The 22,107-nt window shown below is 64.6% G+C and carries 19 protein-coding genes and 1 tRNA gene; 11 read left to right on the top strand and 9 right to left on the bottom strand.

The genetic code is table 11. The features are described 5' to 3' along the window. Positions 1-721: 721 nt before the first annotated feature. Positions 722-1,894 (top strand): DNA topoisomerase IB, encoded by a 1,173-nt coding sequence (locus Q0030_RS20370; RefSeq protein ID WP_298370914.1) that lies wholly within the window; start codon positions 722-724, stop codon positions 1,892-1,894. Positions 1,895-2,046: 152 nt separating this feature from the next. On the opposite strand, the gene Q0030_RS20365 is transcribed toward Q0030_RS20370, so the two are convergent. The 3 genes from Q0030_RS20365 to Q0030_RS20355 all read right to left on the bottom strand — a co-directional run bounded on the left by Q0030_RS20365 (position 2,047) and on the right by Q0030_RS20355 (position 4,699). Further along, on the bottom strand, positions 2,047-2,460 hold the full coding sequence (locus Q0030_RS20365) for an EVE domain-containing protein (protein ID WP_298370911.1): 414 nt from the start codon (positions 2,458-2,460) through the stop codon (positions 2,047-2,049). Between the two features lie 96 nt (positions 2,461-2,556). Further along, positions 2,557-3,669, bottom strand: coding sequence for an alpha/beta hydrolase (locus Q0030_RS20360; RefSeq protein WP_298370908.1), 1,113 nt, complete (start codon positions 3,667-3,669; stop codon positions 2,557-2,559). Between the two features lie 124 nt (positions 3,670-3,793). After that, entirely contained in the window at positions 3,794-4,699 is a 906-nt protein-coding gene (locus Q0030_RS20355) for a LysR substrate-binding domain-containing protein (RefSeq protein WP_298370905.1), read from the bottom strand. Between the two features lie 113 nt (positions 4,700-4,812). Here Q0030_RS20355 and Q0030_RS20350 point away from each other — a divergent pair, with 113 nt between their 5' ends. Then, the gene (locus tag Q0030_RS20350) at positions 4,813-5,577 is read left to right on the top strand and encodes a haloacid dehalogenase type II (RefSeq protein ID WP_298370902.1); all 765 of its coding nucleotides are present in this window, start codon (positions 4,813-4,815) and stop codon (positions 5,575-5,577) included. Positions 5,578-5,633: 56 nt separating this feature from the next. Here Q0030_RS20350 and Q0030_RS20345 read toward each other — a convergent pair whose 3' ends face one another. Both Q0030_RS20345 and tsaD read right to left on the bottom strand, forming a co-directional pair. Further along, on the bottom strand, positions 5,634-6,614 hold the full coding sequence (locus Q0030_RS20345; protein ID WP_298370900.1) for an NAD(P)H-dependent glycerol-3-phosphate dehydrogenase: 981 nt from the start codon (positions 6,612-6,614) through the stop codon (positions 5,634-5,636). A 13-nt stretch (positions 6,615-6,627) separates the two neighbouring features. Beyond that, positions 6,628-7,701 carry a tRNA (adenosine(37)-N6)-threonylcarbamoyltransferase complex transferase subunit TsaD gene (gene tsaD, locus Q0030_RS20340; RefSeq protein WP_173639911.1) on the bottom strand — a complete coding sequence of 358 codons (1,074 nt, stop codon included), beginning with the start codon at positions 7,699-7,701 and terminating at the stop codon, positions 6,628-6,630. A gap of 173 nt (positions 7,702-7,874) precedes the next feature. Between tsaD and Q0030_RS20335 the strand changes: the two genes are divergently transcribed. The 5 genes from Q0030_RS20335 to Q0030_RS20315 all read left to right on the top strand — a co-directional run bounded on the left by Q0030_RS20335 (position 7,875) and on the right by Q0030_RS20315 (position 15,181). Then, positions 7,875-8,612 (top strand): uroporphyrinogen-III synthase, encoded by a 738-nt coding sequence (locus Q0030_RS20335; RefSeq protein ID WP_298370898.1) that lies wholly within the window; start codon positions 7,875-7,877, stop codon positions 8,610-8,612. Positions 8,613-8,825: 213 nt separating this feature from the next. Beyond that, on the top strand, positions 8,826-10,064 hold the full coding sequence (locus tag Q0030_RS20330; RefSeq protein WP_298370895.1) for a hypothetical protein: 1,239 nt from the start codon (positions 8,826-8,828) through the stop codon (positions 10,062-10,064). Between the two features lie 20 nt (positions 10,065-10,084). Then, positions 10,085-11,830 (top strand): heme biosynthesis HemY N-terminal domain-containing protein, encoded by a 1,746-nt coding sequence (locus Q0030_RS20325; protein WP_298370893.1) that lies wholly within the window; start codon positions 10,085-10,087, stop codon positions 11,828-11,830. Positions 11,831-11,937: 107 nt separating this feature from the next. Then, positions 11,938-12,013 (top strand) — tRNA-Thr (locus Q0030_RS20320). Positions 12,014-12,553: 540 nt separating this feature from the next. After that, positions 12,554-15,181 (top strand): glycosyltransferase, encoded by a 2,628-nt coding sequence (locus tag Q0030_RS20315; protein ID WP_298370891.1) that lies wholly within the window; start codon positions 12,554-12,556, stop codon positions 15,179-15,181. A gap of 336 nt (positions 15,182-15,517) precedes the next feature. Here the strand turns inward: Q0030_RS20315 and Q0030_RS40600 are convergent, their stop codons facing one another. Together Q0030_RS40600 and Q0030_RS40595 are read right to left on the bottom strand one after the other, a co-directional pair. Then, a complete protein-coding gene (locus Q0030_RS40600; protein ID WP_363323473.1) occupies positions 15,518-15,943 on the bottom strand; it encodes a c-type cytochrome in 426 nt (141 codons plus the stop codon). A gap of 70 nt (positions 15,944-16,013) precedes the next feature. Next, the gene (locus tag Q0030_RS40595; RefSeq protein WP_363323472.1) at positions 16,014-16,373 is read right to left on the bottom strand and encodes a LysR substrate-binding domain-containing protein; all 360 of its coding nucleotides are present in this window, start codon (positions 16,371-16,373) and stop codon (positions 16,014-16,016) included. 36 nt (positions 16,374-16,409) lie between these two features. Here Q0030_RS40595 and Q0030_RS20310 point away from each other — a divergent pair, with 36 nt between their 5' ends. Then, positions 16,410-16,568 (top strand): hypothetical protein, encoded by a 159-nt coding sequence (locus tag Q0030_RS20310; RefSeq protein WP_298370888.1) that lies wholly within the window; start codon positions 16,410-16,412, stop codon positions 16,566-16,568. Positions 16,569-16,896: 328 nt separating this feature from the next. On the opposite strand, the gene Q0030_RS20305 is transcribed toward Q0030_RS20310, so the two are convergent. Next, the gene (locus Q0030_RS20305) at positions 16,897-17,958 is read right to left on the bottom strand and encodes a polysaccharide deacetylase family protein (protein ID WP_298370885.1); all 1,062 of its coding nucleotides are present in this window, start codon (positions 17,956-17,958) and stop codon (positions 16,897-16,899) included. Positions 17,959-18,176: 218 nt separating this feature from the next. Between Q0030_RS20305 and Q0030_RS20300 the strand changes: the two genes are divergently transcribed. Together Q0030_RS20300 and Q0030_RS20295 are read left to right on the top strand one after the other, a co-directional pair. Continuing rightward, positions 18,177-18,467 (top strand): hypothetical protein, encoded by a 291-nt coding sequence (locus tag Q0030_RS20300; RefSeq protein ID WP_298370882.1) that lies wholly within the window; start codon positions 18,177-18,179, stop codon positions 18,465-18,467. A gap of 111 nt (positions 18,468-18,578) precedes the next feature. Next, entirely contained in the window at positions 18,579-18,794 is a 216-nt protein-coding gene (locus Q0030_RS20295; RefSeq protein ID WP_298370880.1) for a cysteine rich repeat-containing protein, read from the top strand. 54 nt (positions 18,795-18,848) lie between these two features. Here the strand turns inward: Q0030_RS20295 and Q0030_RS20290 are convergent, their stop codons facing one another. Continuing rightward, a complete protein-coding gene (locus tag Q0030_RS20290) occupies positions 18,849-20,528 on the bottom strand; it encodes an MFS transporter (RefSeq protein WP_298370877.1) in 1,680 nt (559 codons plus the stop codon). A gap of 162 nt (positions 20,529-20,690) precedes the next feature. Between Q0030_RS20290 and Q0030_RS20285 the strand changes: the two genes are divergently transcribed. Continuing rightward, a complete protein-coding gene (locus Q0030_RS20285) occupies positions 20,691-22,052 on the top strand; it encodes a hydrolase (protein WP_298370875.1) in 1,362 nt (453 codons plus the stop codon). Positions 22,053-22,107: the final 55 nt, after the last annotated feature.

The following is a 22,107-nucleotide window of genomic DNA, read 5'->3' as shown; positions in this document are numbered from 1 at the left end:
CAAGGAAAAAGGGCTGTCACTTTCGCCGCGTGGAAACCGCCGAGTATCCGGTCGGCTTCCGCATCTGATAGGGCGGTTTAGCGCGCCTCATTGACGAGAGAAACCTATGCTATATCGCGTGCTCGGGGTCACTCGTCTCTTGGTCGTAGTGATGTTGCTCTCTGCGCCCCTCGCCGCCGCGGCAATGTCGAGTCCGATGGCGATACGCTGGCGTCGATTTTGATCGACAGCTTCAGGCACATTGAACGGACTGCCGGACGCCGCCGCGATGATTTACGTCAACAATTGCGTTGCCGGAGATCTGCGGCCCTGACCGCCCGGCCGGCCAGGAATTGGTTGCGAAGACGCCCGTTCGCGCCGCGCAGATCCCGCCGGATTGATAACGGCTTGGCCAGTCGGCTGCTGCCGAGATGAAGCGGCGCTCCGTCGAGGAAGCCGCGCGAAAGGGCATGGTCCCTGACCTGATCTGTCCGACCCTCAACGCCGGTTCCGGGCCGTGCTCCCGCCATTTTGACCGATCCCGGAGGGCTCAAAATCAAGGTTAGCGGGCGAATGGCACCCATGAAAGGTAATTAGAAACCGTCGATAACCGATTCGCGACTCGCAATGTCAGCCCTGACGCCCTAAATCGCCAATCCGAGGCCGGACGGCCCCACCGGAACGAAGCCCGAAGCAATGGCATTACCGGGAGAACAGCGGAACAAGGCGTCTTGCGAGAATAATGATGGATCAGCAGAACATCGCGGCTGTGCGGCCCATGTCCGCCGATCCCGCTGTCGCCATGGCGAAGGCGCTGGGCCAATGGCCGAAGCAGTCGCCACGAGCCAAGCTCCAGCCGTCGGCAAAGCTCACCGCTCCCGCCGCCATCAAGACCTCTGTGGAGGATCTGGCGCGCGATCTCGGCCTTCGGCTCGGCGATCAGAACGAGCTGACCATCCGCCGCATCAAGCGCGGCAAGAATTATTCGTTCGTGCGTGCCAACGGCTCGCGCGTCCGCGATGCGCGGACGATCCGCCGGCTGCATGCGATGGCGGTTCCGCCGGCCTATCGCCAGGTCCGCTATTCCAGCGATCCGAGCTCGCATCTGCAGGCGGTCGGCCGCGATGCCGCGGGCCGATTGCAGTACCGTTATCACGCCGACTGGGAGAAGGTCCGCGAGCAGCGCAAGGCGCATCGCCTGGCCAAGCTCGTCGCCGCGTTGCCGAAGATCCGGCGCAAGGTCTCGGCGTTTCTGTCCGGTGACGAGCCGACGCGCGAGTTCGCGCTGTCGGCGGTGATCGAGCTGATCGCGCGCACCGCGATCCGGCCCGGCAACGAATCCTACGCCCGCCTCAACGGCACCCGCGGCGCCACCACGCTTTTGAAGTCCAACGTCACGCTGGAAGACGATTCGCTGGTGCTGACCTTCAAGGCCAAGGGCGGCAAGGCCGTGCGCAAGGAATGCGACGCGGCCAAGCTGGTGCGCGCGATCGGCATTCTGCGCGGCGTCCCGGGCAAGCGCATGTTCCAGTATTACGACCGCTCCGGAGTTGTCCGCGCCGCCTCGACCACGGCGGTGAACGCGTTCCTGCGCGAGCTCGCCGGCATCAAGATCTCGCTGAAGGATTTCCGCACCCTGATGGCTTCGGCCGTCGTCGTTGAATCGCTGTCGCGGATCACGCCGGCCGCCAGCGAGCGCGGCCGCAAGCGCCAGGTGCTGGATGCGATCCGCGCCGCCGCCGACCAGCTCTCCAACACGCCGGCGATCTGCCGCAAGAGCTATGTCCACGACACCATCGTCACTGCGTTCGAGGACGGCATCCTCGAGCGTTTCGCCGCGACGATGGGCGGCTACCGCACCCAGTCCAAGCGCGAGCAATTGCTGGCGCAGGTGGTGATGGCGGCGGGGGCGTAAGTCACCGTCGTCCCGGGCAAGCGAAGCGCGACCCGGGACCCATAACCACAGAAGCATGACGTTTGAGCGAGCTGGGGCCCCAGCGCGCTACTGCTACACAGGCCTGTGGTTATCGGTCCCTGCTTTCGCAGGGACGACAGTAGAGCGGAACGCTACAGCCCGCCCATCTTGCAGACGTATTTCCATTCCTCAGATGTCACCGGCTGCACCGAAAGCCGCGAATATTTCACCAGCGCCATGTCGGTGAGCTTCTTGTCGGCCTTGATCGCGGCCATCGTCACCGGCGTCTTCAGCGGCTTGTCGGCCTTGATGTCGACGCAGACGAACTTGCCGGTCTTGTCGGTCGGATCCGGATAGGCTTCCTTGATGATCTCGGCGATGCCGACGATCTCCTTGCCCTCGTTGGAATGATAGAAGAACGCCTTGTCGCCCTTCTTCATGTTGACGAGGTTCTGCCGTGCCGTGAAGTTGCGCACGCCGGTCCAGGCTTCGCCCTTCGCGCCCTTGGCGACCTGCTGGTCCCACGACCAGGTCGACGGTTCGGATTTCACCAGCCAGTAATTCATCGCAACTCACCCCGTTATCGATCGCTGATCGCGTGGCAATCTACAGGCAGCTAGATGCCCGCGACAAGCGCGAGCATCAGGTGTTGATGGCAGCACTCACTGCTTCAGATACCGATCGAAGAAGTTGGCAATGTCGATGAACGCCTCCTTCGTCTCCGGCGCGTCGACGTTCATCTGGTACTGCGCGTGCGACTGCCCTTCATAGATGTTGAGATCGGCGATCACGCCGGCGCGCCGCAATTTGCGATGCGTGCGGACCGTGTTGCTGAGGAACAGGTCGCGCGTGCCCGATGTCAGGATGGTCGGCGGAAATCCCTTGAAGTCACCGTAGATCGGCGAAATGTAGGGATTCTTCAGGCTGGTTCCGCTTGCGTAGAGCTTTGCCGCGCGGCCGAGCCAGCCGTCCCAGGTCACCAGCTCATTGTCGACCCACTCGTTGCTGGCGTAGCTGTCGCCGATCTTGTCGATGTCCGACCATGGCGTGCCCGGCGCGATGGCGGCGGGCAGCGGCAGCTTCTCGTCTTTGGCCCGCAACACCATCGCAAGCGTCATCGCACCGCCCGTCGAGGTGCCGAAGATCGCCAGCCGGTGGCGTTCATGCGACTTCAGAACCTGCTTCCAGACCGCCATCGCGTCGTCCAGCGCGGCCGGATAGGGGAAGTCCGGCGGCATCCGGTAGTCGACCGAGATCACCTTGTAGCCGCCAAAGCCCGCCATCATGATGGCTTCCGGCAACGCCGCTTCGCCGGGGCCGAACACGTAGCCGCCACCATGGACGTGGATCAGCAGGCGCCGCCGGTTCTCCAGCGCGATCTTGTTCGGCGTCACGATGTAGCAGTGCACGCCGGCAATCCTGGTTTCCTCGACCTTGACGCCGAGCTTCGCCTTCATGGCCGGAATGCCCGCGATCAGGAGCTTGGCCCGGCGGTCGATCAGCTCCTTCCACTCCGCAGGGGTTTTCGGGTCGGCGTTGAAATGCGGCGGGTAGGGCGCGCCGATCATCGCCTGCATTTCGGGAGAAACGTCGATTGTGGGATTGCCGATCGATTTAAGCGGGGCGACCCGCTTGCCATCCTCGGCGTTCGCCGCAGCCTCGCGCTTGGCGAGTTCGTCGTACGGTACGGCCGTTTGCGCGCGCGTGGTGGCGCAGGAGGTGGCGACGGCAAACAGAATGCTCATCGAAACGATAACGTGACGCGGTTGACGCATGTACTTTCCCCAAGTTCGGTTTCTTGTTGTTGGAACGGGATCCGATGGTCGCCGCTACGCTATCACAGTGCGTATGATCTCTGCGCGGAAGTCAGCGCCGTCAAGCGCGACCGGCGCAGACCCGCTATGGGTGGTTGAATGCCGTCTGGGGTAGCTCACTCGCGGCGAAGTCCAGGAAGGAGCGAATGCGCGGCGCCATCAGGCGTGCGCTGGGATAGACCAGCTGCACCGGGATCGGCGCCACTTCATAATCCCTCAGCATGCGGACCAGCGACCCCGCCGCGAGTTCACCTGCAACCTGGTAGGACAGCACGCGCGTCAAGCCCATGCCGTCACGCGTCAGTCCGATCGCCGTCTCGGCGCGGTTGACCTCCATGCGGCTCGATACCTTGACCTTCTGCGGACCGCCTTGTTTGTGCTGGAACGACCAGGCCGCGGGGCTCGCCTGATTGACGAAGGTCACGGCATGATGCTGCGCAAGATCGTCGGGTCTGCGCGGCCGGCCATGCCGCTTCAGATAATCGGGGCTGGCTACGACAATGCGTCGGACTTCCCCGACGCGCCGGGCCCTCAGCGATGAGTCCGTCAAATGGCCGATCCGCAGCGCGATGTCGATCCGTTCGTCGATCAGATCGACGAGACGATCCTCGAGCGCCAGTTGCAGCGTGATGTCGGGGTGACGTTCAAGGAATGCGCGCACCAGCGGTGCGACGTGACGGCTGCCGAACAGCGTCGGCGCCGACAGCTTGATGTTGCCGCGCAGGCTCGCGGCCTCGCCGATCGCGCCGTCGATCGCGTCGTCATAATCGGCGAGCAGGCGGCGCGCCTGCGCCGCAAGCCGCGCGCCAGAGTCGGTCAGCGACAGCTTTCGTGTGGTCCGTTGCAGCAGCCGGGTGCCGAGGCGCCGCTCGAGCTCGGCGACGATCCGCGTCGTCGAGGAGGGGGAACGTGCGAATTTGCGACCGGCGGCCGCAAATTGTCCGCTGTCGACGATCGCGAGAAACAGACGGAGCTCGTCGAGCCGGTCCATCGTCATCCCCTCCCTGATTGTTCCAAAGCGCGGAATGATCTCTGCTGAAATCGGGCGATTGTGCCAACACGCAATTGTGTGAACGCTGGCGGCGCGCAACGCGAGGAAACGACATGCTTCTGGATCGCCGGACGTTTACGACCCTGGCCGCGGCTTCGGTCACGGCTGCGACGGTGCTGCCCGATCGGTCGCGCGCAGCAGGCCGCCCGCCGTTCCGGGCAGTGGCTTTCGACGGCTTCCCGGTGATCGATCCCCGCCCCGTGTCCGTCCGGCTGGAAGAGATGTTCCCCGGCATGGGCGCGGAGCTGAGCGCCGTGTGGCGAACACGGCAATTCGAATACAGCTGGCTCAGGACGCTCGGCGGGCAATATGCCGACTTCTGGCGCGTCACCGAGGATGCGCTGTTGTTCGCGGCGAAGGCAATGAAGATCTCGCTCGCGCCCGAGCAGCGCGACCGCGCGATGCAAAGCTATCTGGAGCTAAAGGCGTGGCCGGACGTCGCGCCGGCGCTCGTGCAGCTTCGCGCCGCCGGCTTGCGGCTCGCGTTTCTCTCCAATTTCACTGCACCGATGCTGGACGCGGTGATCAAGAACTCCGGGCTCGAGGGGCTGTTCGAAGATCACCTCAGCACCGACAAGGTCGCTGCCTTCAAGCCGGACGCGCGCGCCTATCAAATGGGTATCGATGCGTTCGGACTGAAGAAGGAGGAGATCGTCTTTGCGGCATTCGCCGGATGGGATGTGGCCGGCGCAAAATGGTTCGGTTATCCGACCTTTTGGGTCAACCGCACCAACGCGTCGGCCGAGGAACTCGGCGTGACACCCGACGGAGCGGGGGCCGGACTGCACGACCTCGTCGCCTTCGCGACGGTGCGATGATTAGGGCGTCTTCGCGGGAAGCGGTGCGCGTCGAGAAAACGTCAATACGACAAGCTCTAGCCTTCGGCCTTGAATGGCCGCGTCAGCAGGCCTTCGATCGCGTCATCGATCGTCAGCCGGTCGCTCAGGATCGCCGCGACCGCGTTTGACACCGGCATGTCGACCTTCTGCGCGGCAGCGAGCTCGCACAGCACCGGCGCGGTGAACGCGCCTTCGGCGAGCTTGCCGACCGGCGCCGCTTCACCGCGCCCGAGCGCGAGGCCGAGCGCGAAATTGCGCGATTGCGCGGTCGAGCAGCTGAGCAGGAGATCGCCAAGCCCCGACAGGCCAGCGAGGGTTTCGGTGCGCGCCCCGCAAGCCCGGCCCAACCGGGCGAGTTCGCTGAAGCCGCGCGTGGTCAGCGCGGCGAGCGCGGAAGCGCCGAGATTCCTGCCGACGACGATGCCGGCGGCGATCGCCAGCACATTCTTGGCCGCGCCCCCGATCTCGACGCCGCGCACATCAGTGGTGTGATAGGGCCGGAAGGTCGCCGAGCCGAGCGCCTGGACGAGCGCGCGTGCCAGCGTCTCGTCCCTGGTGGCCAACGTCACGGCCGTCGGCAATCCGCGCGCGACGTCGTCGGCAAAGCTCGGCCCCGACAGGATCGCCGGCACGGCGCGCGGTGCGGCTTCGGCGATCACCTCGGTCATGAATTTGTGTGTGCCGTGCTCGATGCCCTTGGCGCAGGCGATGACAGGTGTATCGGGCGGAAGATGCGGCGAGAGATGGCTCACCGCCGCGCGCAGATGCTGCGCCGGGGTGACCGCGAGGACGATATCCGCACGCGCGGCCGCCGCAATATCCGATGTCACGGCGATGCCGGGATGCAGCTGGACGCCAGCCAGCCGCGGATTGACCCGCGTCGCCTGGATCTGCGCGGCATGCTCGGCATTGCGTGCATAGAGCGTCACCTTGCGTCCGGCGCGCGCTGCGACCTCGGCCAATGCCGTACCCCAGGCGCCCGCACCGATCACGCTGACTGACATATGCGCGGGCATCTGAACCCTCGGCTCAATATCCGGCGCGGCTGTTGGCGTAGCCGGCCGGCGCCTTGGCGTTGGCATCGAGCAGCCAGCGGGCCCGCGGCGGCGCTTCCAGCGTATCGGTGAGGCCGAGCGCCATTCGCTCGGCACCGGCCCAGGCGATCATCGCGCCATTGTCGGTGCAGAGAGCGGGCGGCGGGATGATCAGCGTGGTCTGTGCTTTCGCCGCGACATCCTGCAGCGCGCTGCGGATGGCGTGGTTGGCGGCAACGCCGCCGGCCGCGACCAGCGCGCGCGGCGTGCCGAACCGCTCCTGGAACAACCTCAACCCGACGGTCAGCCGATCCGCGGTCGATTCCAGCACTGCGGCTTGAAAGCTCGCGCAGAGGTCGCTGATGTCTTGCGGCTCCAACGGTTCAAGGCGGCTCGCTTCGTTGCGTACCGCTGTCTTCAGTCCCGACAGCGAGAAATTCGCATCGGGACGGCCGAGCATCGGGCGCGGAAACGCAAATCGCGTCGGGTCTCCGCCGGCCGCCGCACGCTCGACTTGCGGCCCGCCGGGATAGGGCAGCGACAGCATCTTCGCCACCTTGTCGAACGCCTCGCCCATCGCATCGTCGACCGTGGTGCCGAGCCGCACATATTCGCCGACGCCGACGACGGCAACGATCTGGGTGTGGCCGCCCGAGGCCAGGAACAGGCAGTAGGGAAACGCCAGCGCGCAGGTCAGCCGTGGCGTCAGCGCGTGCGCCTCGAGATGGTTCACCGCGATCAGCGGCGTATCGTGCACCATCGCGATCGCCTTCGCGGTGGTCAGACCGACGATCACGCCGCCGATCAGGCCGGGTCCGGCGGCGGCGGCGACCGCCGACAATTGTCCGTAGCCGACGCCGGCCTCCTTCATGGCGGAGGCGACGATACCGTCGAGCAGGTCGACATGAGCGCGCGCCGCGATCTCCGGCACCACGCCGCCGAAGCGGGCGTGCTCGTCGGTCTGCGAGCGCACGACGTTCGAGAGAATCCTTGCCTGTCCGTCAGCCTGGCGCTCGACCACGGCGGCTGCGGTTTCATCGCAGGTGGTCTCGATCCCCAGCACCAGCATCGGTGGTTCGTGTCCCAATTTCGGCCCTTGTGCTACGAGCATGATCCGGACGGGCCGGAACCGGTTTCCGGCAAGATCATGTTCATCAAAGTGTCCCCTCCGGGGTAGCATTGCGAGGTCTTAAAGTGCAATCGGTCGGCAAGGTCCAATTCGCAAGGCGGGAGGCCTGATCCGTGACCATCCTTGTCACGCGACCGTATCCGGACAATGAAGGGACGCTCGCGACGCTGCGCCAACGCGGCTTTGAGGCCCTTGCCGCACCGGTGCTGCGCTTCGAGCCATTACCGTTCCATGACGACGACGCGGATTATGACGCGGTCATCCTGACCAGCGCCAACGCGCCGCGCGCAATCGATCTCGCCGGCAGCCGGCTGCTGCGGCTGCCACTGTTCGCGGTCGGGGCACACACCGCCGACGCCGCGTCCGCCGCAGGCTTCGACAAGGTGATGGTGGCCAAGGGCGATGCGGTGAGCTTGCGAGATCTCGTGCTCGCGCGGGTCGAGGCCGGCGAACTGGCGGCGTCAGCCACGCTGCTCTATCTCGCCGGGGCCGATCTGTCGCGCGATCTGGCGGGCGAGCTCAGCGAAAGGGGGCTGACCGTCGTCACCCACACCACCTACCGGATGGCGCCGGTGGCCGGCCTCCCAACCGAGGTCAGCGATGCCTTCCTGGCGAACCGGATCACCGCGGTGCTGCATTATTCCCGCCGCAGCGCGCAGGCGTTCCTGGACACAATACGGGCCGATGGAATCGAGATTTCGGCGCTCGCCCTGCCACAATGCTGCATCTCGGCCGCGGTCGCCGCGGTGCTCCATGACGCCGGCGCGACCAACGTCGTGGTGGCGGCGCGGCCGGACGAGAACGCCCTGCTGGAGGCGCTCGGCCGCACCCTGCGGCCGCGAGCGGAATAATTCTTTCGTCTGACCATGATGTTAGGCAATGCTCCGTTTTTAGGATCGTGCTCTAAGAACCCGAGCCGATTCTGACGGAGCGTTTTCAAGCGAAGTGGGGACCGGTTCGCGTTAAGAAAACGCGACCAAACAAAAGGATAAGAGCATGATCCAATTCAATCGGATCGGATCATGCCCTAGAATGTGCGGCCAGTAGTTTTGAGGACCCTCGCGATGGCTGAAGAACGGCCCGACGACCCAGGACCTTCGCCGGATTCCCGGCCCAAGCGCGCGCCGCCGACCATCGATCTCCAGGCGACCGAGATCTCCAGCGAGCCGCCAAAGGCCGAGGGGGGCGAGGAAGCCGGCAAGGCTACCGAAAAGGATACCGACAAGGCAGCGGAGGCGGCCGCGCCTGAGGCGGAGCCTCATCCCGATCCTGTTCCCCACGCAGAGCCGCAGCCCGAGGCCGAGCCGTCGCGGCCGGTGTCACCCTGGGTGGTGGCGCCGGTATCGGGCGCGGTCGCAGCAGCGCTGGTGATCGGGGTCGGCTGGTTGCTCGGCTGGCCCGCGGTGCCGCCGGCGTCCGCGCCGCAGTCCAGTGCCGCAGTGGTGGACGAGCTCGGCACGCGCCTGACCGCGCTTGAATCAAGAGCCAGCAGGCCGGTCACTGCGGCCGCCGATCCCGCGGCAACCGCGCGGCTGGAGGCGCTCGACAAATCGATCGCCGCGCTGCGCACCGAGCTCGCCGCAACGCGCGCGCAATCCGACAAGCTTGCGGCGGCGGTCAATGAGGCGAAGGCCGCGCCGCGCGATGGCGCGGCTGCGCCTGACATCTCCGGCATTACGGCACGCATCGACAAGGTCGAGGGCGCGGTGAAGGCGCAGGGTGCCGCGATCGCGAAGCAGGATAGCAAGATCGCCGACACCAAGGCCGAGGCGAAGGCGGACGACGTGCCGCTGCGTCGCGTGGTCGCGGCATCGCTGCTCGACGTCGCGGTTCGTCACGGCGACCCCTATGCCTCCGCGCTCGAGGCCGCGAAAGCGATCGCCGACAATCCCGACCTGCTGAAGCCGCTTGACGTCTTCGCTGCGTCAGGCGTGCCGAATCCGAATAAGCTGTGCCGCGAGCTGATCGAGATCGTGCCGCAACTCGCGCCGCCGCCGCCGGAAGCTGCGGCAGCCAGCGCCGGGCTGGTCGATCGCCTGCAGGCCGGCGCTTCCAAGCTGATCCGCATCGAGCGGACCGACGGCACCGGGACCGACCGCGGCAGCATCGTCGCGCGCGTGACATCGGCTGCCGTGCATAATGATCTTGCATTGACCGAGCGCGAATTGAAGTCGCTGCCGCCGGCCGATCGCGCCGCGGCGCAAGCCTGGCTCGCCAAGGTGGACGCGCGCCGCGCCGCGCTCGACGCGTCGCGGAAATTTGCCGACAACGCCATGGCGGCGCTCGCCACGGTCAACCAGTAAGTCTTTGCAATAGGTTCTCGATGATCCGCATCATTCTGTTCCTGCTGCTGATCGCGCTCGCTGCAGCGGGTGCGGCCTGGTTGGCCGATCAGCCCGGCGATCTCGTGCTGAATTGGGGCGGTTTGCGCCTGACGTCCAAGCAGCCGATGTATCTGCTTGGCCTCGTCATCATCGTTGCGATGGTCGCCGGCGTGATCCTGCGCGCGTTGTGGAAGATCCCGGGCCACGTTCGCCGTGGCAGGCGCGAGCGGCGCCACGCGCGCGGCCGTCACGCCATCACGCAAGGCCTGCTCGCGATCGGGCATGGCGATTCGTCGGCGGCGCGCGCGCATGCCGAAGTGGCGCGGCGTCACGCCGGAGGCGATCCGCTGGCGCTGTTGCTGCACGCGCAATCGGCGCAGCTTGACGGTGATCGCGACGGCGCGCAGCGCGCCTTCCGCGCCATGGCCGAGCGCGCGGACACACGGCTGCTCGGCCTGCGCGGCCTGTTCATCGAAGCGCAGCGCGCCGACGATCCGGTTGCGGCCGTGATGATTGCCGAGGAAGCGCTGAAAATGTCGCCGTCCTCGTCTTGGGCCTCGCATGCGGTGCTCGGTTTCTGTTGCGCCAAGGGCGATTGGGCTGGCGCGCTGTCGATCATCGACAACAACCAGGCCGCCGGATTGATCGACAAGGCGACCTATCGGCGGCAACGCGGCGTGCTGCTCACGGCGCGTGCGCTGGAGTTCGAGACCGTCGATCGCGACCTGTCGCGCTCGAGCGCGATGGAGGCGCTCAAGCTGGCGCCGACGCTGATCCCGGCCGCGGTGCTGGCCGCCAAATTCGAGAGCGAGGCGCATCAGGTGCGCCGTGCAATGCGGATCGTCGAGACCGCGTGGCTGGCGCAGCCGCATCCGGATCTCGCCGATGCCTATTCGCATGTGCGGCTCGGCGATGCCGCGCGCCAGCGCCTGGTGCGCGTCGAGACGCTGGCGGCGAAAACGCCGGGCCATATCGAGGGCGCGCTGGCGATCGCGCGCGCCGGGATCGATGCGGCCGAATTCGCCAAGGCGCGTGCGGCGCTGGAGCCGTTCACGGCGGCGCCGACGCAGCGGGTCGCGTTGTTGATGGCGGAGCTCGAGCGCACCGAGCACGGCGACAGCGGCCGGGCTCGGGCCTGGACCTTGCGCGCAGTGCGCGCGCTGCACGATCCGGTGTGGACCGCGGACGGCTATGTCTCCGACCGCTGGCGTCCGGTGTCGCCGGTCACCGGCCGTCTCGATGCCTTCCAGTGGCAGACCCCGGTGGCGGCGCTGCCCTCCGACAAAGGCAATGCGATCGAGCCCTCGCCGTTCGAGGAGGCGATGCTGGCACCGCGGCGGGTCGAGCCGCCCAAGGAGGTCACGAACGAGCCTCCGGCGGCCAAGCCGGTCGAGCCGGTCGAGGCCAAGCCCGTCGAACCGGCCACGCCGCCTGTGCAGGATAACGCCCCGCTGCCGGCGGCCATCGAGGCCGACCCGGCCCCCGCCGACCCGCCCGCATCGGAGCCGGCTCAGCCGCCGGCCGCCGAATCGGCTCCCCCGGCACCCGCCCCCCTGTTCCGTTCCCGGACCGACCTGCCCAAGGCGGCGCCTGCGCCGATTCCGGCCGTGATCCCCATCGTCCGGGCCCCCGACGACCCCGGGGTCGACGAGGACGGCGCCGTGGACGAATTTGCGGAACAAATCGGCCCGCCCAAGGCCCAGATCGGGGGTTGGCGCGGATTTCTGTCACGTTTGGGAAGCTAACCGGCGGTTAGATAACCGGTGCGCGGTTCAATAACCGCGTTTTCCTTGCCAATCGGGGTCATGCCCGATATCAGGTGGCGCGCTGTCAGGCCGTTGCCGAACGGTTCGCCGCAATAGCTCAGTTGGTAGAGCACGTCATTCGTAATGACGGGGTCGGGGGTTCGAGTCCCTCTTGCGGCACCACTCTTCGGGACCATCTCCCGCCTCCATGCGCAGGCGAGATTTACTCGCCTGAATTCTCGCACGGCACAATCTGCATATGATCGCAATCGCGACCGGTCCGTCTGCTGCGAGCCCGGTTGCGCTGATACGGTTGGCGACTCTGGTGGCCACGGGGTGCGTCAGTACGCTGTACAACCCCGAAGCGAGATGCGAAAACACGAAGACAACGCCGAATGCGCAGTGCGGCGCGAGGCGAATGCTCCAGGCGTCGTGGATCAGGCCAGTTGGTGCATCCGACGCTCAGTCCCAATTGGTGTCGATGCAGTGCATAGCCTGCGCCGCGACGTGGCGCGATAAAACGCCTGAGCCGATCTGCAACACGCGGAACACATCCGCCGGTAGCGAACTCCCGCGCAAGGCGAGCCGACCCAATGCGCAAGCCGACTAAATGATTGGTGAGATGAGACGCGACATGGAGCAGGATAAACGCTGCGGGATCGGTGTTCGTTGATTGTGCGTTCTTGCGCGGAAGCGTAATACCTGAACTACGATTGCTGGGGAATGACGTTGGTGCAGAAGGATCGTGATAGCGACTTTCAACTACAGCTTGCCTTCCTGAAGGAGTTCCAACGCGCCCATAATCGCCCGCTCCGCGTCCTGCATATCGGCAATATCGCGAACAACGCCTACAACAATGCCTTGATTCAGCGGCGCTTCGGAATCGAAGCGGATGTCATTTGCTACAATTACTATCACGTCATGGGTTGCCCGGAGTGGGAGGCCGCAAGCTTCGACGGCAACATCGACAACATGTTCCCGGATTGGTGGGCCACCGAGCTGGGCGGTTGGCGGCGACCGGATTGGTTTGCGCAAGGCCCCGTTCTCGATTGCCTCTCGTACCTTCGTGCAAAGAACGCCGGCGACGGCGGAGCCGCCGCATTTTTCTGGACGCTGCTGCAGGCAAGATATTGGGAGATGCTTGATGGCATCGCTGCCGCGGAGAGCCGGGTCCGTCCTCCGATGCCGGAGCATCTGGCAGATACAATTTCAATTGCGCGCGAGTTTCAGGACTTCCAGGCAAGCAAGGCAGTCCCGCAGCCGCTCGATCAGCCGACCATCGCCCTGCCAGGGGCGACCATAGAGCCTGAGTCTGCACTCTCCCCGATTTCGCCGGCGTCATCAAAGTCGGCCTCGCCGGGCCCGCAGACGGAGCAAAGCCGATCTCTCGCCAACGGATCTCCAAATCCCGAAGGCCCAGGCCGCCTCGTATCAACCTATCGCTCCTTGCTGGCGAAATACGTCTTTGTTCATCTGCGGCGTGAGGCGGAAACCGGCGTTGTCGGCAGGCCAAGTTTGGCGGTCGCAATTTGGCGAAGTCAGAGACGCAGCCGCGGCTTGCCGCGTTTTGGCTTCGAGTTTCCTGCCGACGCCTTCACGATGCCGAATCCTGATACGGCGACGCCGGCTGCAAGCCAAAGCAATGAACATCGGACGCTCCGCGGCTCGCGGCCATCAAATCCCGAAGGGCCAAGTCGCCTCGCATCGGTTTATCGTTCCTTGCTGGCGAAATACGTCTTTGTTCATCTGCGGCGTGAGGCGGAAACCGGCGTTGTCGGCAGGCCAAGTTTGGCGGTCGCAATTTGGCGAAGTCAGAGACGCAGCCGCGGCTTGCCGCGTTTTGGCTTCGAGTTTCCTGCCGACGCCTTCACGATGCCGAATCCTGATACGGCGACGCCGGCTGCAAGCCAAAGCAATGAACATCGGACGTTTCGCAATTCGCGGTCACCAAATCCCAGGGGGCCGAGCCGCCTCGTATCGATCTATCGCTCCTTGCTGACGAAATATGTATTTGCTCATTTGCGGTGTGAGGCGGAAACCGGCGTTGTCGCCAGGCCAAGTTTGGCGGTCGCAATTTGGCGAAGTCAGAGGCGCAGCCGCGGCTTGCCGCGCTTTGGCTTCGAATTTCCTGCTGATGTCTTCAAGATGCCGGATCCTGACACCGCGACGCCGGTTGCAGGCGAAAACGTTGTTTTCACGATCCCAAGTCCTAACACCGTGACATCGGATGCAAGCAACGGCGCGGCCGCTGACGTCGGTTCATCAGCCATTTCCGTGGTGACCCATCCGGATATCATCGACCGTCCGGAGTTTCGCTATTTCGAGAATTACGGCAAGGGAGAGGATCGAAACGCTTCGCAACGTGCGGCACTTCTTGGTGACCTGCTGCGACAGCTCACGGACTATCCGGCAGAAGCCCTGGTCTTGGTCGAAGCCTTCGCATCCACCATTGCAAATGAATTCGCGGACGTATTGGAGCACTATGACATCATTCAGGGTTATTCGATCGACGGGTTCATTCCGTTCATCAACGGACTCAAAAATTACACGTGTTACGAGCATGGCACGTTGCGGGAAATGCCTTTTGAGAAAACCTACAATGGCATTCTTTGTTCGGCGTCGTACAAGAATGCGGCTTTTTCCTTCGTGACCAACTCGGACGTGTTGCCGTCTGTGGCACGGCTGAAACTAAAGAGGGAGCGGACCGTTTATCTTCCGCATGCCTTCGACGATGAAAAAATTTCAAGCTTTCGAGCAGGCCTCAAGCTTCCGAAGCGGGACCCCAAGGTCACCACATTCTTTAGCCCGACTCGCCATCACTGGCACGCAGCACCTGTTTCGATGCAGAAGGGTAATGATCATTTCTTGAGGGCGGCAGCGCAGGTTGCGCAAACGGATCGCGATTTTCGTATCATCCTGGTCGAGTGGGGTGTTGACGTTCAACGAAGCAAGGAACTCATCCAGGAACTTGGAATTGAAGGTATGGTTTCGTGGATACCGTCGTTGAACAAAGCGGAGCTTCGACAGCTTTACTGCTCGAGCGACGTCGTCGTCGATCAGTTCAGGATACCAGCGATCGGCGGAGTTACTTTTGAGGCAATGGCGCTCGGACGCCGCGTCATAACCAATCTTGATGAAACCCAATCAGCGGAGTTCTTTGGAGCGGCGCCGCCATGCCTGGTCGCCGACAGCGTCGAGTCGTGTGCGGCGCGGATTCTCGAGGTTCTTGCTGATCCGCTGGACGACAATGGCTGCGGCGATGCCGCGCGTCTGTGGTTTGAGAAGTGTCATTCCGCGCAGCGCGTCGTCGCGCTTCAACTGGCCGCTTATCGAACGATTTGCGCCGCCTAGAGCGGGACGTCTTTTCTTCGATCATCCCGCTCTATCTCTTTGTTTTGAGCATGATCTTTTCGGAAGGCCGCTACACACTTTTGCGGATCATGCTCTAGATCGGCACAGTCCGCTCATGATCGCAATCGCGATCAACGCGCCGGCTGCGAGACCGGTTGCCCAGATCCGGTTGGCGACCGTCGACTGCACCCCAAAGTGAGGAAGTGCCAAGCGGCTGTCGCAAAAGTCCCCTCCAGTTGGCCGACTTTTGCGCCTAAATTTTGCGACGGAGATTGTTGAGCGATTTCAATTCGCCGCTACCCTCACCGAAAAGTCAGGATTTTTGCGGCGATGCGATCATCTGCCTCTAGAAATTATGCCAGTCATATACTCATTTAGATCTCGGAAATCCTTAACTGTCCATGTAAATGCAGGAAGTCTTACGCCATTCTCTCGCAAGGTCCTCGGAATTAGGTCTCCGTTTGGGCGGAGTATTACGGATGAAATAATGACGCCTGGGTAATCGACTAGGCGTTGCCTGAATGCAGGTGTTGTAAGATCGGGCGTGGGAGGGGCGCTTTTAGTAGCTAATGGCCCTGTGCCTCTAATATCAGTTCCATGGCACATAGCGCATCTCGACGAAAAAATTCGCTCTCCATTTCTGCTGTCAGCAAAGGAAGCAGATGGGATTAGAAACGCGCCGAAAAACCCGAGCGCCACGAGGGCTACGGCGCGTATTCCGGAAAGATCGCGCGACGTTGTTGAAGATATGCTCAATTCCATGCGTCCTTTTCGCAAAATCCCGAAATTTGCGATACCTTTCGGAAAGAAGCCTCGATAGCTCTGACCTTGTTCACGCTCTACCCGCAAGCCAATTCTGGAGCAGCCGGATAGGGCGAGATCGTTTTCGGGAGGCAGGATAAACGAACCAATAGGCTCGCGGCTCAAGGTCGATCACCGTCGAGAACGGCTGCATAAGCTGCCCGGTCGATAACTCTCGCGCGTACAGTTCCGGCGTGAGTAAGGCGACTCCTCGGCCCGCGAGGGCCGCTTGACCGTAGAAATCACGGCCAGCCAAACGCAGAGCCGGGCGGCTTGTCATGTTGGGGGTGGGACAGCCCGCCGCTTCGAACCACTGTGGCCATGCGGGGTCCTTCGCTTCAACGAGCGGAAGGGCCAGCAGGTCTCTTGCGGCACCACTCCTCAGCACCATCCCCCGCAAACCCAGCCGACCGTGCAGCAGGCGCCGGTGCAACCGGCCAACGTCCAGCCGCAGATGGTGCCCGACGCCAGGCCGGCAGGCGAGCAGCCGGCGACCTCGCACCGGTCGAGCTATCGCCGCCACGCGCGGCGCTGGACCGAGGGCCGCATCATCGGCGAGCTACATCGCCACGGGATTTACTGGTAGCCACGAGTTCAGTTTCGTCATGCCCGGGCAGGCGCGCGAGGGCGCGCCTTCAAGCAAAATGACCCGGGCATCCCCGATTTGTCCGACGGGTCAAGTTGCCTTGTCGAGCGCCGGCACCCGGCAGCTACTTTGCATGGGGTTGTTTTCGATATTTTGGTAGGAGCCGCAGCTACCGGCTGCGATCGCGCCACTCTCGAAGGCGCATAGGCCTTCAAGGTCGTCCGGCCGTGTCGGACCAGCAGAAGGTGGCTGCGATCAGAAAGCGAAAGCGCCCCCGGATCGGATCCAGGGGCGCTTTGCGTTGAGCGTATTCAATGTGTGGGCTGCGTTACTCGGCGACCGTCTGCACGACGTTGCCTATCGGCCGACCCGTTGCGATCGGCTTCTCGGTCTTCGCCATCATCGCGTCGTATTCGGGCAGCGTCTCGATCTGGGTCTTGGCCTTCATCCAGACCACCTTGTAGCCGCCTGCCTTCAGTTTGCGCAGCAGCGTCGGCAGTGCCTGCGCGGTGTGCTTCTGCAAATCGTGCATCAGGATGATGCCCTTGTGCTCCTTGTCGAGCTTGGTCATCACGTTGTTGATCACTTCGTCCGAGCTCTTCGATTTGAAGTCGTTGGAGTCGACGTCGACCGAGAACATCGCGATGTTGCGGGTGCCGAGGTAGGCGGTCGTCGCCGGGGTGTGCGCCAGTGCCGGGAAGCGGAAGAACGGGGCGGGGTTGCTGCCCAGCGCCAGCTTCACCGCGCTAAAACCCTTCTCGATCTCGTCCTTGGCCTGCTGCTCGGTGAGCTTCTTGCTCGCCAGATGCGCGTGCGACCAGGTGTGGGCGCCGATGGTGTGGCCGGCGGCGGCGACCTGGCGGAGGATGTCCGGGTGATAGGTGGTGTGCAGGCCGATCGGGAAGAACACCGCCCTGGTGCACTCGTCTGCCAGCGCCTTGAGCACGGCGGGCGTGGTCGGCCACGGACCGTCGTCGAAGGTCAGCACGACCTCATGGTCGGTCAGGAAGTCATACTGCTTGTACTGCAGGAAGCCGAAGCCCGGGCCGCCTGTGGTGTCGACCACGACGGTGCGGCTGATGCCGAGCGCATCGGGATTGGCGCATTTGGGCATGGCCGCGACCGGGGCCGGCGCTGGTGCGGGGGCAGCGGCCGGGGCCGGGGCTGCCGCCTGGGTGGCATCGGCGCGCTTCGACAGCGCGGCGGTCGTCTCGACATCGTCTCTGGCAGCCTGCTTTGCCGCTGCCGCAGGAAGCGGCTCGGCCTTGGCTGCGGCAGTTGTCTGCGGAGGAGCCGCGTCGGCACGCGGCGAAGAGGTCCAGAACCACACGCCGGCGATCACAATCGCCGCTACAACACTGGCCAGCATCAGGCCCAACGCACTACGCATCGCTACACTCTCTCGGAACTTAAGGATACGCCACACCCGTAACGAGCGATTAATGCCAACAAGGTCTTAACGCGATCCCAACAGGGCGCCGGAAGGACAAGAAAAAGTGCGGCTTACGCGTGCGTGATGACCATCACAGTCGGTCAGCTCGCTCGCGTGCAGGATGGGACCCATCAAACAACGGGCCCCGCCATTTGCGGTGCCGATGGGAGCCGATCATGACCACCGTCTTGAAGAGCCAGGTTCTGGAGGGTGCCGTTCGCAGGGCCAGCGTCGCGTTGGCGTTTGCGGCCACCGTTTCCGTACTGTCGTCGACCGCGAGCTTTGCGTTCAGCGCCGAGGCACAGCAGATGTGTTCGGGCGACGCGTTCCGCCTGTGCAGCGCGGAGATCCCGAACATCCCCAGGATCACCGCCTGCATGCTCAAGAATCGCTCCCAGCTGAGCAGCGGCTGCCGCGTGGTGCTGGATCGCGATCTCGCCGCGCAGCGCAGGGCCGCGGCGGAGTGATCTTGCGCTGCATCGAACAGGGAACCGGCTGGTCTGGCCCGCCGTTCTAAGCTTCTTCGCGACCCTGAAACGCTATAGAACCGGCGTTTGATTCCTTAGAGGCTTTGAGAGATGACCCGATTTCTGTTCGCCGTCGTTCCACTGGTTCTGTTGACGTCGGCCGCTTCGGCACAGCAGCAGGGGCGTGATGCCTGCTCACGCGACGCCTCGCGGTTCTGCCGCGCCCATCTCAGCGAGGGCGATCAGGCCGTGCTGGCCTGCCTGAAGGAGCATCGCAGCCGCCTCAGCAAGGCCTGCCAGCAAACGCTCACCGATCACGGGCAGTAGCCATCGAGATTCCGGGTGCATCGCTCCGCGACGCCCCGGAATGACGACTGAGAATTACGTACTACTTCCCGCCGCCGTCGCGACCACCGGGATCACCTCCTTGGCGGCGCGGTCCGGGGTCTCGTCCTTCCAGCGCACAGAGCCGAACGGACGTTCCAGCATCCGGCGCACGCGAATCGGTTCGGCGCCGATGTGGAAGTCGGCCGCCTTCTGATGCAACTCGCGCTCGATCTGGGTGGCGCGGTTGCGCTGGCGCAGGAAATCGAGCCAAGTCGGACAATGATAGCGCTCGGTCCACAATTCGGGATCGGCGATGTCGCGCGCGATCGACCAGCCGTAGGCGCCGTTGCGCTGGCGGCTGAGCTGCACGTCCTGCATCACATTGTGGAAGGCGCGGGCGTTGTCCTGCGCCACCCGGTATTCGATCTCGACCACCAGCGGCCCGCTGCGCCCGGTCAGCTGCAGCCGCACCTCGGGATCGGCCAGGGTATCGGTCGCGTCCTCGTTGCGCGCGCCGACGGGAGGCATCCGAAGCCAGATGCCGAGCAGCGGCGACAGCAGCATCAGCCCGGCGGAGATCAACAGCGCCATCTCGACGCCGCCGAGGTCCGTGATGCGGCCCCAGCACCAGCTTCCAATTGCGATGCCGCCGGCGATCGAGGCCTGGAAGGCCGCAAGCGAACGCCCCGCGACCCAGCGCGGCGCCGAGAGCTGCACGCCGATATTGAACAGCGCGATCGCAAGCATCCACACCGCGCCGGCAACGACCAGCGCGGCGGCGGTGAGCACCGGCTGCTTGCTCACGGCGACGATTGCGATCGCTGCGCCCATCAGGAGCGCGCAGGTTCGCACCGCGGCTTCGCCGCTGAGCCGGCTGCGGATCTCGCTGATGTTGAGCGCGCCGATCACCGCGCCCATGCCGAAGGCGCCGAGCATGATTCCGTAGGTCTGCGCGCCGCCATGCAGGAGGTCACGCGCCACCAGCGGCATCAGCGCCGAGACCGAGCCGCCGATGATGCCGGTCACCATGGTGCGGGTCAGCACGATCCTGATCGACGGCGAATTGGTGATGTAGCGCACGCCCGAGACGATGGCGCGGTTCAGCCGTTCGCGCGGCAGCCGCGACGGCTCGCTGACGCGATTCCACAGGAACAGCACGACGAGCAGCGGCAGATACAGCACGGCATTGGCGGCGAAGGCCGCCACGGCGCCGGCGGATGCGACCACGATGCCGCCGATCGCCGGGCCGAAGCTGCGTGCGATGTTGTAGCTGATGCCATTCAGCGCGACCGCGGCGGGCAGCGTCTCCGACGGCACCTGCTCGCTGACCGAGGATTGCCAAGCCGGGCCGAACAGCGCCATGCCGCTGCCGACGACGAAGCACAGCGCGAGCAGGATGTTCGGCGTCACCAGGTTGAACCAGGCCAGCACGGTCAGCGTTGTGGCGCCGGTCAGTGCGATCGCCAGTGACACCAGTGCGACGATGCGGCGATCGTGCATGTCGGCGATGGCGCCGGCCGGCATCGCGATCAGCATCACCGGCAGCATCAGCGCGGTCTGCACCAGCGCGACCTTGTCGGCCTCCGCGGTCATCTGCGTCATCGCCCAGGCGGCGCCGACGCCCTGGATCAGGATGCCGAGATTGGAGAGCAGGCTGGCGAGCCAGATTCGCCTGAAGATTGAATGCCGCAACGGTGCAGTGATACTGTCGGGTCGATCACGCGCTTCGGTCATATCCGGTTCCGGTTGGCCTGCTATGGCTTGTCGAATGATTCCGGCTGCGTCAACTGATGCCCGCGAAACGCGGGTCCTGTCCAGCGTTTACGGTATCCTTACGGGCTGTAGGACACAGCTAAAGCACTGAAAGAGCTAAGGAAGGCTTGGGGAAGGGGACCAATGGCGCTGTCGCGGCGGAGATTTTTGCAAGGGACCGGCGCACTGTCCCTGCTGGCGGGCCGCCTTGGCGGCCCGGCCCTAGCGCAGTCCGCACCCGCCGGCGACATCCCGCCGATCCTGTTCGTGCATGGCAATGGCGATCACGCAGCGCTCTGGTTGACGACGCTCTGGCGGATGGAATCCAACGGCGTGCCGCGCGCGCGCATGGCCGCGATCAACTTCACCGATCCCCTGGCGCGCGCCGACGACAAGGTCGAGCAGGCGGGTCGCTCCTCGACCGAGGACCAGCGCCGCGAGCTCGCCGAGGCGATCAGGGAGCTGAAGCAGAAGAGCGGCGCCGTGCGGATCGCGCTGGTCGGAAATTCGCGCGGCGGCAATGCCATCCGCAACACCATCAAGAACGGTGGCGGCGGCGACATCAGCCACGCGGTGCTGTGTGGCACGCCCAATCACGGCGTGTATGCCTGGGACGATGGGCTCGGCAACGAGTTCAACGGGCGCGGTCCGTTCCTGCGTGGGCTGAACGACAGCGACAGCGAGGTGACTGCTGGCACTGCATTCCTGACCTTGCGCAGTGATGGCCTCGACAAATATGCGCAAGCCGATGGGCGTTTCGTCGGCAAGCCGGGCACGCCGACCAATGTGACCGCGGAAGGTCCGGCGCTGAAAGGCGCGACCAATCTGGTGCTCGGCGCGGTGGATCATCGCGAGACCGCGTATCATCCGCGCGCCTTTCGCGAGATCTACAAATTCATCGCGGGGCACGAGCCGTCGCGGATCGAGATCGTGCCGGAGTCGGTGGTGAGGCTGAGCGGCCTCGTCACGGGCACGCCCGGCGGCGTGCCGACCAATCGACCGGTGCCGGGTGCCACGGTCGACATCTATCACGTGTCGGCGGAAACCGGCGAGCGCCTCAGTGGTCCGCTGCACAGCTCGCAGACCGGCGCCGACGGCCGCTGGGGGCCTGCACAGGTCGATCCATCCTGGCCGCTCGAATTCGTGTTGACCTCGCCTAATGCAGTGACGACGCATATTTATCGCTCGTCGTTTCCGCGCTCGTCCGAGATCGTGCATCTGCGCGCGGCGCGACCGCTGTTGCCTGCCGATGCCGGTGCGGGCGCCATCATGCTGATGTCACGGCCGCGCGGCTATTTCGGGCTACCGCGCGATATCGTGCTGTTCGACGGCAAGGAACCGGCCGATCTCAAATCCGGCGTGCCGACCGATGCGGTGACGACGTTGCGGCTAGCCGCAGCCGATGTCGGCCGTCCGGTGGCTGCGATCTTCAACGGGGAACGCATCGTGGCGCGGGGCTGGCCGGCATCGGAAAACCGGATTGCAGTCGCCGAGCTGACTTATTAGGTCTTGTGCAGGGTCCGCGCGCCTTCGTGGCGCCGGGATCGCATGGCCGGATCGG

Source organism: uncultured Bradyrhizobium sp. (genome assembly GCF_947648125.1).
Taxonomy (GTDB): domain Bacteria; phylum Pseudomonadota; class Alphaproteobacteria; order Rhizobiales; family Xanthobacteraceae; genus Bradyrhizobium.
Note: the sequence above shows the minus strand (reverse complement) of the source record. Positions and strands in the feature narration are given on the sequence as shown.